The sequence below is a fragment of the Actinomycetota bacterium genome, assembly GCA_018334075.1.
Taxonomy (GTDB): Bacteria; Actinomycetota; Coriobacteriia; order Anaerosomatales; family UBA912; genus JAGXSC01.
The window spans coordinates 1-15,094 of sequence record JAGXSC010000008.1 but is presented as its reverse complement, the minus strand read 5'-3'; the positions used below and the strand labels follow the sequence as shown (position 1 = coordinate 15,094).

Genomic DNA, 15,094 nt, shown 5'->3' with positions numbered 1-15,094 from the left:
TCAGCTCCCGACCACTTGCTCAAGGAAATACCTGTGCACCCTGGTATCACCAGTGAGCTCCGGATGAAAGACTGTCGCAAGCATTCTGCCTTGCCTTGCAGCTACTATATGCCCGGAGTGCTCGGCGAGAATCTCCACGCCCTTTCCGACGCTTTCAATCCAGGGAGCCCGAATAAAAACTCCGCGATATCTTCCGATACCGGCGCGGATGTGCAGATCGGCCTCGAACGAGTCCACTTGACGACCGAAGGCGTTACGCCTTACCGAGACATCCATAAGGCCCAAAGTGCGCTGGCCTTCTGTGGCATCAAGAACATCCCTGGCAACCAATATGGTACCGGCGCACGTACCCCAAATAGCGATTTCGCCAAGATGGTGCTGCACTGTCGCCTCGAAAAACCCATATGAATCCATCAACTTGGAAATCGCCGTGGACTCGCCACCGGGGATGACAAGACCCGCAAGACCGACAAGCTGATCGGGAAGCCGGATGGGAGTGGCCTCGGCGCCCAGTGCCTCCAGCATCGTTATATGCTCTCTGAACGCTCCTTGCAGGGCAAGTACTCCTACGCGAGGTCTACCAGCCACGCTCTTGCATTCTCTCGGCTTCAGGAATATCGGAGATATTGATGCCGACCATGGCCTCTCCCAGGTCTCTTGAAACCCTGGCGATGAGATCGGCGTCTTCAAAGTGTGTAGTGGCCTCGACTATGGCCTTTGCCCGCTTGGAGGGATCTCCGCTCTTGAAAATCCCGCTGCCGACAAAGACTCCGTCACAGCCCAGTTGCATCATCAGGGCGGCGTCAGCCGGGGTCGCGATACCACCCGCCGAGAAGTTGACCACGGGGAGTTTTTTGTGCTCGGCGACCCAACGTACCAGATCAACCGATGCGCCGAGCTGTTTGGCGGCATCGTAGAGCTGCTCCTTGCGCAGGCCCATCAGGTATGCGATCCCGTCGGTCATCGTTCTCATATGCCGAACCGCCTCGATTATGTTGCCGGTTCCGGGCTCCCCTTTTGTCCGGATCATGGCCGCACCCTCGGAGATACGGCGCAATGCCTCTCCAAGATCCTTCGCGCCGCAAACAAACGGCACAGTGAAAGCTTGCTTGTCCACATGGTATCTGTCATCAGCGGGAGTCAGCACCTCGGACTCATCGATGAAGTCCACTCCCAGCGACTGAAGCACCTGAGCCTCAACGAAGTGGCCGATGCGGCACTTGGCCATAACCGGAATGGAAACGGTAGCAACTATCTCTTCGACAATTGTCGGATCGGCCATACGCGCAACACCACCGGCCGCACGAATATCGGCGGGAACCCTTTCGAGCGCCATTACCGCAACCGCTCCAGCGTCTTCGGCGATTCTGGCTTGCTCGGCATTGACGACATCCATGATGACGCCGCCCTTGAGCATCTCGGCAAGACCCGTCTTGACACGAAGCGTACCGGTCAATTCATTGTTGTCCATCTTGACCCTCTCGATTCCGGCGCTAAATAAACCTGCCCACTCGGTGACTGTGCAGGCATAGCATTGTAACGGCGGGGGAATCTATCAACAAGCGCCACCGATCAACTCTTGCCTAGAGTTATCGAATCACGATATTGACATCGGTTCCTATCACCTGAAACCACGTGTTGCCTGGGGCCAGCCTTATCGCCGAGCCATCGGCAGCGACAAAAGATGGGGGCTGATCAGCACTGGCTTGCCACGTCCCATCGATCCTGATGCCATCTCTGAAAACACTTACCCTGTTGCTTCCAACAAGCTGAATGTCATAAGTCCCGGCCGTTGCGGGGACAACCTGCGCCCACATTACGACAACATTTCGAGCACTCAACTGCTCTCCCGTCAAGGCGTCGAGATGAACAGCCCCGTTGTTGGATCTCAGATAAACCGCACGGCTTGCATCGTAAGTCCAGTCGACCCGGTTCGCCCGAGAGAAAGGAATGCTGATCGCCGCAGCAGGGGCGCCGGTTGTAGGAGAGCTCCCATCGAAGGCGAGCCTTTTTAGCTCCTGTTGCGCAGGATAGCCCCTGTTGACTCCCTCCTCGCGAATCTTAATCAAGTCCACATACAAGTTGTGCGGCGCCCTTCGCGCTCTGGATCGGGAGTATCCCCTGCTCACGCCGGCGTCCTGCGAGAGGTTCTGCAAGCCCGCTGACCTTACCGCGGCATTGACCCTGCCACTTGCACCCGAAAACACAAAGAGCGGCTGGTATTGCGGAACCATCTTGATGTCGGAAAGCCGCGCACTTCTTACCGGACCGACCGTCGATGGAACCTCAGAGTGAAACAAGCAGTTGAAGCGCGTGATCCCGCCTTCGGTAATGGACTCATAAACAACATCAGCCGATTGCAGCCCTGACTGTGGCCTGGCGACGGGAGCGTTGTCGATCTTCACCGAGACTACCCGCCGATTTACTACGACCTCCGAGTCCGGCGCGCCCAACCCGGTCAACGGCCATATCGGCGGTGGCGGGGGCTTGTCTATTGTGCGTTCCGCCTCTGCCACTGGCCAAGGCGATGTCACTTCCGCTTGTTGCTGCCCAAAACAGCCCGTCATCGCAAGCGCAATGACGGTCAAGGAGACGAGCATCATCTTCTTATAAATTGTATTTCGCATACTTCCTCCAAGTGCCTGACCTAAGCATACGACCGCACAAAACTTCAGGTCAAATCTCACAGATACAACACAATCGCTTGTCGAATCACTCCGGTCACGCTAGTCTTTTAGCCGACGAACCTGCGTAAAGGTAGAAACTGTTTATGCCTTGTTATCTATTACACATCTTAGAGCAGCCCGATCCCGACCCTTACAGCGATCCCAATCTCAAGGATCTTGTAGGGGCTTTTCCGAAGTGCTATTGCACCCAGTGTACGCCTCCGCAGGCACTTAGCGCGAGTGAAACGGTCCACTGCCTGAACCGGGAATCACCGTGCTGGAAACCTGCCGATACTATCTGCGAGTAGGCAGCACTCATCTAAGCCGGTTTTTCTCGGCGTAAAGAGCGCCACAGAACATATATCCCCGCGACGACCAAAGGGATGCTCAGCACTTGCCCCATGGTCAAAGGACCAAGCACGAATCCCAGGTGCGCGTCCGGCTCGCGAAATACTTCGGCAAAAGCCCGGAATGCGCCGTACATCAACATGAAGGCCCCAAGATAAAAGCCCGGAGGCCTGCGGCGGCGGGAGAGCAAGTATAGCACCGTGAACATCACCACACCCTGTAGCAGTGCCTCGTAAAGCTGAGATGGATGTCTCGGAAGTGGGCCGGCGGCCGGAAAAACCATCGCCCATGGAACATCGCTGACGCGTCCCCAAAGCTCCCCGTTTATGAAGTTGGCGACCCGGCCGAAGAACAGCCCTATCGGCGCGCCAATCGCGGCCATATCCGCCAGAGTCGTAAAGGGCACGCCGAGACGCCGTGAAAGCAGTACCCCGGCGAGAAGAATGCCGACGAAGCCGCCGTGCCACGACATTCCGCCCTCCCACGCGGCCAGGATGCGTAAGGGATCAGCAAGATACTCGCCTCCTCCGTAGATCAGCACCCATCCAATCCGGCTGCCCAAAAGCACGCCGACGACACAGTACAGAACAATCGTCAGAACATCGTCGCCTGAGAGCCCCACCTTCCATCGCCGATTCAGCCGAGACAGGATGAGGCCTGCGGCTAAGAATCCGGCGACATAAGAGATGCCGTACCAGCGCACCTCGAAGGGCCCAATGCCAAAGAGTATCGGGTTGATATCGGGAAAGATGAGTTCGGCCAATTACATCGCCTCAAGTCTGCGAATTCGCTCTTCCACAGGAGGGTGAGTGTTGAACAGGGCGTTCAAGCCACCCCCCTTCCTGTAGTTTTTCAGCGGGTTGTATATGTAGAGTGACTCCGTTGCCTTGTTTGCCACTGCCAGGCGATTCGGGTCGGCCGATATCTTACGCAACGCAGAGGCGAGTCCATCGGGATATCGCGTCAGTAGTGCGCCTTTGGCATCGGCTAGGTACTCTCTTTGCCTAGAGATGGCCATCTGGATAATCGCAGCAAAAATCGGTGACAGCACCAACAGCAACAGCGCAATGATCGCCAATATCGCCTGCGGTCCGCCCCCTCCCTGACCTCCCCTTCCTCGGCCAGACCAAAGCCAGGTCCTGACCATCCAGTCAGACATCAGGACTATCGTACCCGCCATCACGGCGGCAAGTGTCTGGACAAGAGTGTCGTAATTCTTGATGTGCGCCAGCTCATGGGCGACGACGCCCTCAAGCTCGAGGCGATCTAGCTTTTCAATCAAGCCCGTGGTGACTGCAATTGCCGCATTTTGAGGGTTGCGACCGGTCGCAAACGCATTCGGTGAAGGGTCATCGATAACGTATGCTCTTGGCTGCGGCATGCCGGCGGCGATCGAAAGTCCCTCAACCAGATTGACGAGGTACGGCTCCTTCGTCTTGTCCACCGGCCGCGCGCGGCTTATCGCAAGAACTATTCGATCCGAATACCAGTAGGAGCCCCATGTAGAGACAAAAGCGAAGCCCAAAGCCAAAATCAGCCCCTCCGGGCCTAGGTTCAATGAATAGCTAAATGCCCAGGCGGCACCAAAGACAAGCGCGATAAATAGCACCACCAGGGCAAAGCTCTTGAACTTGTTTGATGAAATCTGGTCATGCATTCTTGGGCTCTCCTGGCCAAATAATTCCAGAAATACACATCGCTTTGCTCGGAAGGAAGCCCTCGCCTAACATCTAGAAGCTAACCTGTGGAGCTTCTTTCACAGACTCCTCTACCTCAAACGACTCGCGAGGCGTAAAGGAAAATATACCGGCCAGCAAGTTTGCCGGAAACATTTGGATACCGTTGTTGTAACTCAGAACCGAGTCGTTGTAGAACTGCCGCGCGTAGGCAATCTTGGATTCAGTTCCGGCCAGCTCTTCCTGGAGCATCATAAAATTCTCGTTCGCTTTTAGCTCAGGATAAGCCTCGGCGACCGCAAACAATGACTTCAGTGTGGAGCTCAACATATTCTCGGCTTCACCCTGCTCCTTGATGGCCGAGGCACCCATCGCGATCTGGCGCGCCTTTACCACCTGCTCAAAGGTACTTTGCTCATGAGCCGCATATCCTTTGACCGTCTGAACCAGGTTCGGGATCAAATCATAGCGGCGCTTGAGCTGAACACCTATCTGCGCCCAGGCATTGTCAACGCGGTTGCGAAGCACAAGCATTCGGTTGTATAAAAATATAACGCCTACGGCTAAAAACAGCAGTAGCCCGACAAGCCCCAGGAGTATTCCCGTTATCGAAGCTGCCACAGCTAAATCACCTCTTCCCTAATAACCGGCGCATTTACGCCAGAAAAAACAGACACTAAGCTAAAGCATTGCCCTGCCCCGAAGACAGTAGCAGAAACTGAGCTATATGATACCCATTTATGTTGATACCCGAGCACGAAGAGTGCCATACCTTACCATTCTTCTGGTCACGCTCAACGTTGGGGCGTTCGTCTATCAGCTTACGCTCAATACCGAGCAGCTACTTGCGCTTGTCGCAACGTACGCCTTCACGCCTGATCTCCTTTTCGATATGCGCTGGGATCCGCAGAGCCTGATCTCGCTTTTCTCCGCGATGTTTCTCCACGGAGGGTGGCTTCACTTAGGTGGCAACATGCTCTATCTGTGGGTATTTGGAGGCACCATCGAAAATCAACTTGGCAAACTACGTTTTCTGCTCCTGTATCTGATTTGCGGAGCTGCCGGGGCGCTAGTGCATGGATTTATCTATCCGGATTCAGGCGTGCCCGTTCTGGGCGCCAGCGGGGCCATCTCGGGACTGCTCGGCGCGTTTCTTGTTCTTCACCCCAAGGCAAAGGTCATAACGGCCATACCCATCTTCTTCATCATCGAGCTGGCAACCCTTCCGGCGATCTTCGTGATCGGGATGTGGTTTTTGCTCCAACTGGCGCAGGGGCTTGGCTCTTTGGGCGTGCCTGCCGATGTAGCGTGGTGGGCGCATCTGGGCGGATTCGCCTTGGGGGCAGTAGCGGTATTACCTCGGCGGGTTGGCGGGAGGATTAGCTAAAACTCCCTGAGCATATCGCCGACACAGTCGATCTCTGAAAGCTGCCGACGGAAGTACTCACAGTAAGCATCGATGCGCTTGTCGTCCTCCTGGTCGATCTCGGAGGTGCTTGATATGCGAACGCCATTGCTGGCACGCTGCCGAGCATCGGCTTCGGCTGCAAGCGCAACCAGGCTGGCAAGCGGAGCGACGAAAGAGTCGTTGTCTCTGGCCATTGTCTCAATGGCTGTCATGAGAAAGTTGGGTATGCGAACTGCCACAGAGATTCTAGTGCCGCACTCGGGGCAGGAAAAGATAACCTCGGCCTGCTCAGGCTCCCTGAGAACAACGGTGTCTATGTCCTCGAGCGACACCTCTACGTGGCCATCGACCGGGCAACTTATAACAAACTCCATCGCTCTCGCCTCCTAGCGCGATAAGCGCCTACTTATATTGTACCTCTTTGCCGAGTGATTCTCACCCTATAGCAAGAACCCTGCAAAGATTGCCGCAACTCATGTTATCCCTTTTCCGGCTGGCGGCGTGATATCATTCGCGAATGCTTGATCGATCCCGGACAAACACTTCCCGCTGGCAGTGGCGCCTCGACCACTTCCTTCGCGGCGCCAAACTGGGGATGCCGATCTTTCTGGGATACGTACCGGTTGGAGCAGCTTTCGGAATCGTAGCCACAAGTATCGGATTCTCGACACTTCAGGCTGTGATCTGTTCGGCTACAGCACTCGCCGGAGCAGGACAGTTTATCGCCTTAGCGCAGATGCGAGCGGGAGAAAGCCTTTTGGCGGTGCTCGCGGCGACTACCGTAGTAAACCTGCGATACGTTCTCTTTGCAGCGACGCTCTCACCGCATCTTCGTCGGCTCACCTTGCCAAAGCAGGCGGCCTTGGCCTTTACTCTGACCGACGAGACGTTCGCCGTCAACATCAATGACCGCCAAGGCGGACTATCCACCGCGTCGTCCATGGCCGGCGTCGGGGTCATCGCATGGTGCGGCTGGGTAGTTGGAACCGCCCTAGGAGCCAGCATGGGTGGTCTTATCGGCGATCCCTCACGCTGGGGTGTGGAATTTGCGATGCCCGCCATGTTTTCGGCACTCTTTGTTGCTTTAGCCCAAAACTATCGGCACCTGATAATCGGGTGTGTGGCAGGCGCGCTAGCTATTGGAATGCCGGCGCTTTCATTTGTGGGCATCGAGGTGCCAAGCGCACTCTACATCATAGTGTCCTCAATGGCGGCAGCAACAATAGGGGCTCTACTCTACCCAGACGAGAGGTGGCAGTGATGGAGGACTCCTACATCTGGGCTGTCATAATCGGCATGGCCGTGTTGAACTACCTTGTTCGCTTCCCGCCAATCGCCTTGATCTCCCGCATGACCCTGCCTAAGCCCATTTTACGCTGGCTTTCTTTCGTGCCTGCCGCTGTGATGGGCTCTCTTGTGGCGCTGGAAGTCTTCAGGCCGCAAGGACGCTTTGTTGACCCCCTGACAAGCCCGTATCTTTGGGCCGCTCTGATAACCGGTATAACCTATCGATTCACAAGCAGTTTCCTTGGAGCAACTATTGCGGGTATAGTCGCTTTCGTAGTACTTAGGTCTTTACTCAGCTAAGCTGCCGTACTGGAATGAAAGGATGGGAACATGGCTACTGTGCGCCCGTTTCGCGCATGGAGATACTCGCACCACAGCAAGGACATTTCGTCCTTGACGGCGCCGCCCTATGATGTCATTTCGCCATCTCAAAGAGAGTCCTTGCTGGCGCAATCCCCGGTAAACGCCGTTGCCCTTGAGCTTCCCGAAGGAGAGCTGGATCCGGCAACTCCGGGAAATCGCTACGAGACCGGAGCTAATAGGTGGAAACAGTGGATGGGCGACGGAACGCTAGAGCAAGACGGCACTCCGGCTATCTACGTGCTTGAGCAATCATGGTCGGTCGGTGAAAAACAGATCAGGCGCAAGGCGTTTATCGCCGAGGTAAAGCTGCACGATTTCGAAGAAGGAGTCGTGTTGCCTCACGAGCGCACATTACCCAAAGCGTTAGGTGACCGATACGCGCTCCTGGAGGCCACATCTGCGAATTTCTCGGCAGTTTTTGGCTTGTACCCCGACCCTTTGCGCCTCACCGGAGCTATATTCGACTCCGCCATGACAGCTGAGCCCATTATGACCGCGACTGACGCAGACGGGGTCTTGAGCAGGGTCTGGTCCTTGACCGATCCCGAGACAGTTCAAGCGCTCGCCTCCATCCTTGCCGATAAGAACATCTTCATCGCTGACGGACACCACCGGTATACGGTCGCACTCGCGCACCGAAACGCCATGCGCAAAGCCGCGGCTGCCAGCGACGTGACCTCTCAGGATCCGGCCTACGACTATGTGCTGATGGCGCTAGTCGACATGGACGACTCTGAGCTCGTAGTGCTACCCACCCATCGCATCGCCGACGCCCTCGATAGCTTCTCGGCCGAGCTCTTCTACTCCGGGCTGTCCGAGTACTTCGAGGTGAGCGATACGGATGATTTCGGCAGCGAACCCTGGTGGCGACTTTCCGAAATCGATCGCCCGGCGTTTCTCGTAAAGACGGCGTCTGACGATGCGTCTAAACTGGCTGTTCTGCGCGAATCGGTCGATCTCTCCAGTGTGATTACCGGTGGATCACAAGCCTGGAAGGAGCTGGATGTGACCGTGCTGCAAGAGCTCGTCTTGCGAAAGCTGTTCAACATCCACCCAGACGAGCCAGAGTCGCTAAACCGGCTGAATTTCTCAAAAGATGAAAGAGAAACGCTCGAAATGGCAGAGAGTCATGATGCCGTGTTCATCATGCGGGCCACGAAAATGAGCCAAATGAAGGCAGTCTCCCTAGCGGGAGATGTAATGCCTCAAAAATCCACATACTTCTATCCCAAGCTTCCATCTGGCCTGGTGTTCAGATCAGCCGAGTAGGCTCTTTCCCCCGCCGCAAACCGACTCCCTCAGGGTTAAGCCAGGTTCGGCGGGGACACACCTTCCCCAGCCTGCACTCATCGCACTTTGGCAATGCCGGCCTGCATGTTTGACGGCCAATCAGCCAAGCCGGCAGATCGAGAATGCCTGGAGCAGGCGCATAGCCCTCGATTGCGGCAGCCTCGATAGAATCGACAGAATCCACCTCAACGAGGCCGGAGCGCAAAAAGACCCTGCGCGTCTGCACATCGTAAGCCACCCTGCCGGCCTCGCGACCAGCAAGGGCGACATGAAAGTGACGCAGCAAAATCTGAACCGCCATCACCGCCTTCTTTCTGCCGATACCCTCAAATGCGGAAAGCCGCTCGGTGACATCGGCGACGTGAGTCCCGGGTGCCCATATCAGGGCGGCATCACCATCCCACTCGGCGAGAAGGCGCTTGGCGGCACTCGATATCCACCTGGGCAACGTGTTTTTGAACCTGTGTAGCATAGGTGGGCGCTGCACAGCCTCTTGGACGGCCTCAAGATCGCTAGCCAGCTTAGAAAGGTCAAGGTGCCCGAGTCGGCGCTTCAGCTCCCATGGCCCAGCCCAGGCACGTTCGGCAGGTATGCCCTGGGTAAAAAGCACTCCGAGAAGAAACGCATTCGGATCGCTCTCTAAAAACGCATCCGCCTCCGGCCTGCCACTAAAGCCTTCACCGACCTGCGCCGCACTTTGAGATTCAAGCTCGAGACCAAACCGAATGAGTTCATCGAAGACCGCCGCGCGCGTCTCCTCTCTAGCAGCAGCGATCACCGAATGACACGCGGCCCATGCTTCAAGAAGAAGGCGCAAAAGGTGCAGTTATCCATTATTGCCGCACTCCTGTCGGCATCTGGATCGAAAACCAAGGCCGGATCTGTCGTTAACTCATGCTGACTGCGCTCGCATGTCGCAAAAGCACATTTGGTAGGACAGTTATCGTTTAGTTCGTTTGCGTGAGGACAGCTCGCTTGCATCTCCTCATCACAACCCCTTTGTTCCCAGCACTTTGCCATAATCGCGTAACCTCCATTGTGGTTCACCGGATAGCGGAAATGATACTATGTTTCGGTTGTCTACGGGCTTTGCGGTCCGGCATCTGATCTCACTAGCAGACAGAAACCGCATCCCATGATGCGACCTGATGTCTGCCCGGAGGTGTTGGATGACCACTAAGCTCTCGCTTTCTGCCGAGTTTGAAACCATTGTAGCCGGTGCTGGCCCAGCAGGTATTGTGGCAGCCCTGGAGGCGTCCAAAGCCGGGCGAGTACTACTGATCGACTCATCTTCGCTGCCGAGAAACAAAAGCTGCGGCGGGATGATAAATGAATACTCGCAAAAATTCCTAAACGAAATCTCACCTGTTCCTAAAGAACTTGAGCTTGAGCCGGCGTACGTGAATTTTCGCTACTGGGACTGGGATCGCAAAATCAAAAAGCCCACGAAGCTGAGGTTCCAAAATGTTGACAGGGCCCAATGGGATCACTGGATGACCACGTTGCTGCCGGACAACGTCGAACTTATGGGATCGACCTCTCTAATCGACTTCACCCAAGATGCGTCGGGCGTTACCGCTGAAATAAAAAGTGGTGACGGACACATCAGCCAGATACGCTGTCGAACCCTTGTCGGTGCTGATGGTGCTCGCTCGGCAGTCAGGCGCAAACTTGGCGTCGAAAACGTTGCAACCTACGTCACCCTGCAGGACTTCCTGGTACTGAGCGACCCGATCGAGCCCTACTTTGATTGCATATACATGCGCGAGATGGCTGATGGATTCGCGTACAGCTATCTAGTCCCCAAAGGTGAAGTGGCCATAGTGGGGTCAGTCTACTATCCCAAAACTAAACAACCCTACCTCCTGCAAGACAGAGCCATTGAAATGCTGCGGTCGAAACTTCCACAGCTTGGCGAAAGCACGCTTAGAGAGGCGAGCGTGGCGCTGCACATCCGTCAATCGAGAGACATTGTGCCAGGCACAGGCAACGTCCTTTTGGCAGGTGAGGCCGGTGGTTTTATGTCACCCACTTCCGGTGAGGGTATCTCATACGCTCTGAACTCCGGAAGATTGGCCGGCAGGGCAATAGCTACGTCCAAGCCTGCGGACAGGTTGCTAGAGTACTCCAAAACGATCGAGCCCATAGTCAAAAACATACGGCGGAAGCTAGGATGGCTCCCATTCATGGAATCCCGAGCCGGAAAATATATCGCGGGCTTCGTGCCAACCCCAATAGTCAGCAAAGTTACCGAGGGCCTATAGGCCTGACCCTGGGCTCGCCCTGAAAGCGGGTGCCGGATCATGGGACCGCTTATGATGCGGCGCCGCCCTGCCTCCGGCCTTGGCTAAAAGCTCAAGTGCATCTTGCTCGGCACAGTATCGCTTTGTCCCTGGTATTTGCTGCCCAAGCCAGGAGTTCCATATGGTCGGTCTACCGGAGTAGTCATCTTGGAAAACGATATCTGCCCTATCGGCATTCCTGGCATGAGCACTATCGGCAGGTTCGCAACATTGGATAGCTCCAGGGTAAGCCTGCCTTCCCAGCCTGGATCTACGTAGCCTGCTGTCGAGTGGATAAGCAGCCCTATACGCCCCAGCGAACTCTTGCCCTCAAGTCGGCCGACGATATCATCGGGCAACGCAATGCGCTCGATCGTCGTTCCAAGCACGAACTCACCAGGGTGTAGCACGAAAGGCTCCTCGGCGGTAGCCACAACAGGCTCCATGAGGCCGACTTGCTCCCTGCTGGGATCGATGTATGGATAGCGTGAATTCCGAAAGACCTGAAAGCTCTCGCCCAGGTGAATATCCACGCTCGAGGGCTGTATGTCCGAAGGATTGAGCGGCTCAATCCTGATTCGACCCGCGAGCAACTGTTCCTTGATCGTATGATCAGACAAAACCATTTTCACCAGCCCCTAAGCACACTTGCTGTAACCGCAAGCCCTACAGACATCACAACCACCTTCATGCTCTAACGAACCGCCGCATTCGGGACAAGCCCCCGAGTGGTAGTCGAGTTTCTCGGTAGACTTTGAGACTCCACGCCCAGCCTCACCGGTTCGCATATAAGTTACTGCATGCTCCATCACGATGCCGATTGCATCTGCGCAAGAGAGCACCTTACCCCCCTCGGTCCAGCTGGGGCTGGGACACCTTATGCCTCGAAGATGCCTAAGTATCGCTTCCGGATCAACGCCTGCGCGCAAGGAGACCGAGATCATTCTGGAAAGCGCCTCGGACTGACTCGAGGCACACCCGCCCGATTTGCCCATTTGCGAGAAGACCTCGCACATACCCTCTTCATCCCAGTTCACGGTGACATACAGGTTGCCGCACCCCGTCAATATCTTTTCGGTGCGACCGTGAGTCACAATCGGACGAGGCCTGGGCTCTATTTCCCCTGCTCGGACAACCACCTCCTGAGAGCTGGAAGCCTGCGATGTCTTTCCGGTAGACAGCACCTGATCAGACTTGGAGCCATCGCGATATATGGTTACACCCTTTACGTCGGACTCATACGCAAGATCGTACACGCGCCGGACATCGTCAACTGTCGCGTCGTGAGAGAAGTTGACAGTCTTGGACACCGCATTATCGGTATGCGCCTGAAAAGCAGATTGCATCCGTATATGCCACTCGGGAGCTATGTCATGTGCTGTGACGAAAACCTCCTGCACGTCGACGGGCACGTCGTCGATTCCATGAACTGAGCCGTGATTGGCAATAAGAGACATCAGCTCCTGAGAATAGAATCCGCGCTTGACACTGACCTCCTCGAAAATCGGGTTTACCTCGATCAAGCGATCGTTGTCCATGACCGTTCTAACGTACGAGACCGCAAATAGGGGCTCGACTCCACTCGAGCAATTGGCGATTATCGAGAGTGTCCCTGTAGGCGCGATCGTTGTAACCGTTGCATTTCGAATCGTCGGCACCCCTTCACGGTCATAGATCGAGCCGGAAAAATTCGGGAACGCGCCTCGCTCCTCGGCGAGCTTTCGCGAAGCCGACTTCGCCTCGGCATCGATATAGCCCATGACCTTCTTGCCGAGAGCCACCGCTGCATCCGAATCGTAGGGAATCCCCATCCTGATGAGCATGTCAGCCCAGCCCATCACGCCGAGGCCAACCTTCCGGTTGGCACGCGCAAGCTCACCGATCTTCTCGAGCGGGTACTCGTTTACCTCGATGACATTGTCTAGAAACCTGATCGCCCGGTGGATTACGTCACCAAGCCGATCCCAATCGACATCCACCCCACCCTCACGAAAAACAACGAAGCGCGATAGGTTGATGCTGCCGAGATTGCACGCCTCGTACGGCAGCAGCGGCTGCTCACCACATGGATTTGTGGACTCTATCTCACCAACAGCCGGGGTCGGGTTGTCCCTATTCATTCTGTCGATGAATATGATGCCAGGATCACCGGTCTCCCATGCCATTCTAACTATTAGATCATACACCTCCCCCGCATCAAGCTGCCCCCCTATCTCCTTAGTCCTCGGATTGACGAGGTCGTAAGCCTCACCGGCCTTCACTGCTTCCATAAAGCGCTCGGTAAGGGCCACAGATATGTTGAAGTTGGTAAAATCCCCATCGCTTTTGCACTTGATGAAGTGAAGAATATCAGGGTGGTCAATTCTCAAAACGCCCATATTCGCGCCACGCCGGGTTCCACCCTGCTTCACGGCCTCAGTGGCCTGATTGAAGACCCGCATAAACGAAACAGGCCCACTACTGACTCCCTGAGTAGAGCGCACCTGATCGCCACCGGGGCGCAGTCTGGAAAAAGAAAACCCCGTTCCTCCGCCCGACTTGTGAATCAGAGCCGTATCTCTTACCGCGCTAAATATCGACTCCATCGAGTCCTCGATAGGAAGCACAAAACACGCCGAAAGCTGCTGAAGCTCACGACCAGCATTCATCAACGTGGGAGAGTTTGGCAAGAAGTCCAAAGAAGTCATCAGCTCATAGAAGTCGTTCGTAATCTCGGCGACTCTGGCGTCATCGCCACCGAACAGGGACTCTGCGCTGGCGATGTTTGCAGCGACCCGGTAAAACATGTCACTAGGCCGCTCCGAGCAATTACCATCATCATCCTTCATGAGGTATCGCTTCTGAAGAACTTTCAGGGAGTTAGGGGTCAATAAATCGTCGATAGCGCGAGATAAAGTATCTCTACGAGTGGCTTCGGATGGCATAATCGCCCCTCTCATTTCTTTTCAGATGTCCCTAAATTGAACTAGCAACACACAATATGTTGTGTGTTGCTAGTCTACGCCATCCTACATATTGAATTCAATAGAAAATTAGACAGCTTCTACGCGAGATACCTCAGGAATATCCTCTTTCAACACACGCTCAACACCGTTGGTCAGCGTAAGCTGGGACATGGGGCAACCGTGACAGGCACCTGTCAAGCGGACTTTGATAACTCCGCCCTCGGCAACTTCAACGAGCTCAACATCCCCTCCATCTGCCTGTAGGGCAGGCCTGATCTTGTCCAGGGCACTTTCTACACGAGCGGAATCGATCATCTGTTTCCTCCTTGACTATCGCACGATTGCGTACTTCAACTATCTAGCAGACAGACCCTTGGTTGGTGCATCTACAACAAAATACTACAACAAGAGCCGGTGGATGTGTTCAGCGGCGTCCTACTCTCCCACGGACTACACCGCAGTACCATCGGCGCTGGAGGACTTGACTGCCGAGTTCGGAATGGGATCGGGTATACCCCCTCCGCCATAACCACTGAACACATCCACCGGCTCTCGGTGAACGCACAATATTTATTTTTCAAAGCCGTTCCCATAGGTGCATCGCACCCTGAGAGCCGCATAGCGCTTAATAATCACTCGAATAAGATCAAGACCTCGGCCTATTAGTACCGCTCGGCTGAACACATTGCTGTGCTTACACCTGCGGCCTATCAACCTCGTAGTCTACGAGGGGCCTTACCTGGTTAGCCCAGTGAGAGACCTAATCTTGAGATTGGCTTCCCGCTTAGATGCTTTCAGCGGTTATCCAAACCGAACGTAGCTAACCAGC

At 55.3% G+C, this 15,094-nt stretch carries 16 protein-coding genes and 2 rRNA genes; 5 read left to right on the top strand and 13 right to left on the bottom strand.

From position 1 onward, the window contains the following. From pdxT to KGZ89_01140, 6 genes are all read right to left on the bottom strand, one after another. Entirely contained in the window at window positions 1-588 is a 588-nt protein-coding gene (pdxT, locus tag KGZ89_01165) for a pyridoxal 5'-phosphate synthase glutaminase subunit PdxT (GenBank protein MBS3973467.1), read from the bottom strand. After that, a complete protein-coding gene (pdxS, locus tag KGZ89_01160; GenBank protein MBS3973466.1) occupies window positions 578-1,471 on the bottom strand; it encodes a pyridoxal 5'-phosphate synthase lyase subunit PdxS in 894 nt (297 codons plus the stop codon). Before pdxS ends, pdxT begins: the two co-directional genes overlap by 11 nt. Window positions 1,472-1,589: 118 nt before the next feature. Continuing rightward, a complete protein-coding gene (locus tag KGZ89_01155) occupies window positions 1,590-2,627 on the bottom strand; it encodes a DUF3048 domain-containing protein (protein MBS3973465.1) in 1,038 nt (345 codons plus the stop codon). Window positions 2,628-2,985: 358 nt separating this feature from the next. Further along, window positions 2,986-3,777, bottom strand: coding sequence for a prolipoprotein diacylglyceryl transferase (locus tag KGZ89_01150; protein MBS3973464.1), 792 nt, complete (start codon window positions 3,775-3,777; stop codon window positions 2,986-2,988). Further along, on the bottom strand, window positions 3,778-4,671 hold the full coding sequence (locus tag KGZ89_01145) for a M48 family metallopeptidase (GenBank protein ID MBS3973463.1): 894 nt from the start codon (window positions 4,669-4,671) through the stop codon (window positions 3,778-3,780). A 73-nt stretch (window positions 4,672-4,744) separates the two neighbouring features. Next, the gene (locus tag KGZ89_01140; protein MBS3973462.1) at window positions 4,745-5,224 is read right to left on the bottom strand and encodes a LemA family protein; all 480 of its coding nucleotides are present in this window, start codon (window positions 5,222-5,224) and stop codon (window positions 4,745-4,747) included. Between the two features lie 229 nt (window positions 5,225-5,453). On the opposite strand from KGZ89_01140, the gene KGZ89_01135 reads away from it, so the two are divergent. Next, window positions 5,454-6,077: a rhomboid family intramembrane serine protease gene (locus KGZ89_01135; protein ID MBS3973461.1), complete on the top strand. Its 624-nt coding sequence runs from the start codon at window positions 5,454-5,456 to the stop codon at window positions 6,075-6,077. Here KGZ89_01135 and KGZ89_01130 read toward each other — a convergent pair. Then, a complete protein-coding gene (locus KGZ89_01130) occupies window positions 6,074-6,472 on the bottom strand; it encodes a hypothetical protein (protein MBS3973460.1) in 399 nt (132 codons plus the stop codon). The genes KGZ89_01135 and KGZ89_01130 overlap by 4 nt on opposite strands. Window positions 6,473-6,693: 221 nt before the next feature. Between KGZ89_01130 and KGZ89_01125 the strand changes: the two genes are divergently transcribed. The 3 genes from KGZ89_01125 to KGZ89_01115 are packed head-to-tail and all read left to right on the top strand — an operon-like array spanning window position 6,694 to window position 9,017. Then, the gene (locus KGZ89_01125) at window positions 6,694-7,359 is read left to right on the top strand and encodes an AzlC family ABC transporter permease (protein MBS3973459.1); all 666 of its coding nucleotides are present in this window, start codon (window positions 6,694-6,696) and stop codon (window positions 7,357-7,359) included. Then, on the top strand, window positions 7,359-7,685 hold the full coding sequence (locus tag KGZ89_01120; protein ID MBS3973458.1) for an AzlD domain-containing protein: 327 nt from the start codon (window positions 7,359-7,361) through the stop codon (window positions 7,683-7,685). The genes KGZ89_01125 and KGZ89_01120 overlap by 1 nt, the downstream gene beginning before the upstream one ends. A gap of 30 nt (window positions 7,686-7,715) precedes the next feature. Then, window positions 7,716-9,017, top strand: a complete 1,302-nt coding sequence (locus KGZ89_01115) for a DUF1015 domain-containing protein (protein ID MBS3973457.1) — start codon at window positions 7,716-7,718, stop codon at window positions 9,015-9,017. Here KGZ89_01115 and KGZ89_01110 read toward each other — a convergent pair. Further along, a complete protein-coding gene (locus tag KGZ89_01110; protein MBS3973456.1) occupies window positions 9,001-9,855 on the bottom strand; it encodes a hypothetical protein in 855 nt (284 codons plus the stop codon). The genes KGZ89_01115 and KGZ89_01110 overlap by 17 nt on opposite strands. A 352-nt stretch (window positions 9,856-10,207) precedes the next feature. Between KGZ89_01110 and KGZ89_01105 the strand changes: the two genes are divergently transcribed. After that, the gene (locus KGZ89_01105) at window positions 10,208-11,302 is read left to right on the top strand and encodes an FAD-dependent monooxygenase (protein MBS3973455.1); all 1,095 of its coding nucleotides are present in this window, start codon (window positions 10,208-10,210) and stop codon (window positions 11,300-11,302) included. 83 nt (window positions 11,303-11,385) lie between these two features. On the opposite strand, the gene KGZ89_01100 is transcribed toward KGZ89_01105, so the two are convergent. The 5 genes from KGZ89_01100 to KGZ89_01080 form a co-directional block, all read right to left on the bottom strand. After that, the gene (locus KGZ89_01100; GenBank protein MBS3973454.1) at window positions 11,386-11,946 is read right to left on the bottom strand and encodes a dCTP deaminase; all 561 of its coding nucleotides are present in this window, start codon (window positions 11,944-11,946) and stop codon (window positions 11,386-11,388) included. Window positions 11,947-11,958: 12 nt separating this feature from the next. Further along, window positions 11,959-14,244, bottom strand: a complete 2,286-nt coding sequence (locus tag KGZ89_01095) for a vitamin B12-dependent ribonucleotide reductase (protein MBS3973453.1) — start codon at window positions 14,242-14,244, stop codon at window positions 11,959-11,961. A gap of 108 nt (window positions 14,245-14,352) precedes the next feature. Further along, window positions 14,353-14,580, bottom strand: coding sequence for a NifU family protein (locus KGZ89_01090; GenBank protein ID MBS3973452.1), 228 nt, complete (start codon window positions 14,578-14,580; stop codon window positions 14,353-14,355). Window positions 14,581-14,687: 107 nt separating this feature from the next. Then, window positions 14,688-14,802, bottom strand: a 5S ribosomal RNA gene (gene rrf, locus KGZ89_01085). Between the two features lie 105 nt (window positions 14,803-14,907). After that, window positions 14,908-15,094: ribosomal RNA gene (locus tag KGZ89_01080) — 23S ribosomal RNA — on the bottom strand; the annotation flags it as partial.

What these genes read in the sequence shown, in the direction of transcription:
- KGZ89_01100 (MBS3973454.1), bottom strand. Translation starts at nt 11,946, where the DNA reads ATGGTTTTGTCTGATCATACGATCAAGGAACAGTTGCTCGCGGGTCGA.
- KGZ89_01145 (MBS3973463.1), bottom strand. Translation starts at nt 4,671, where the DNA reads ATGCATGACCAGATTTCATCAAACAAGTTCAAGAGCTTTGCCCTGGTG.
- KGZ89_01095 (MBS3973453.1), bottom strand. Translation starts at nt 14,244, where the DNA reads ATGCCATCCGAAGCCACTCGTAGAGATACTTTATCTCGCGCTATCGAC.
- KGZ89_01105 (MBS3973455.1), top strand. Translation starts at nt 10,208, where the DNA reads ATGACCACTAAGCTCTCGCTTTCTGCCGAGTTTGAAACCATTGTAGCC.
- KGZ89_01140 (MBS3973462.1), bottom strand. Translation starts at nt 5,224, where the DNA reads ATGCTTGTGCTTCGCAACCGCGTTGACAATGCCTGGGCGCAGATAGGT.
- KGZ89_01115 (MBS3973457.1), top strand. Translation starts at nt 7,716, where the DNA reads ATGGCTACTGTGCGCCCGTTTCGCGCATGGAGATACTCGCACCACAGC.
- KGZ89_01120 (MBS3973458.1), top strand. Translation starts at nt 7,359, where the DNA reads ATGGAGGACTCCTACATCTGGGCTGTCATAATCGGCATGGCCGTGTTG.
- pdxS (MBS3973466.1), bottom strand. Translation starts at nt 1,471, where the DNA reads ATGGACAACAATGAATTGACCGGTACGCTTCGTGTCAAGACGGGTCTT.
- KGZ89_01155 (MBS3973465.1), bottom strand. Translation starts at nt 2,627, where the DNA reads ATGCGAAATACAATTTATAAGAAGATGATGCTCGTCTCCTTGACCGTC.
- KGZ89_01090 (MBS3973452.1), bottom strand. Translation starts at nt 14,580, where the DNA reads ATGATCGATTCCGCTCGTGTAGAAAGTGCCCTGGACAAGATCAGGCCT.
- KGZ89_01125 (MBS3973459.1), top strand. Translation starts at nt 6,694, where the DNA reads ATGCCGATCTTTCTGGGATACGTACCGGTTGGAGCAGCTTTCGGAATC.
- KGZ89_01130 (MBS3973460.1), bottom strand. Translation starts at nt 6,472, where the DNA reads ATGGAGTTTGTTATAAGTTGCCCGGTCGATGGCCACGTAGAGGTGTCG.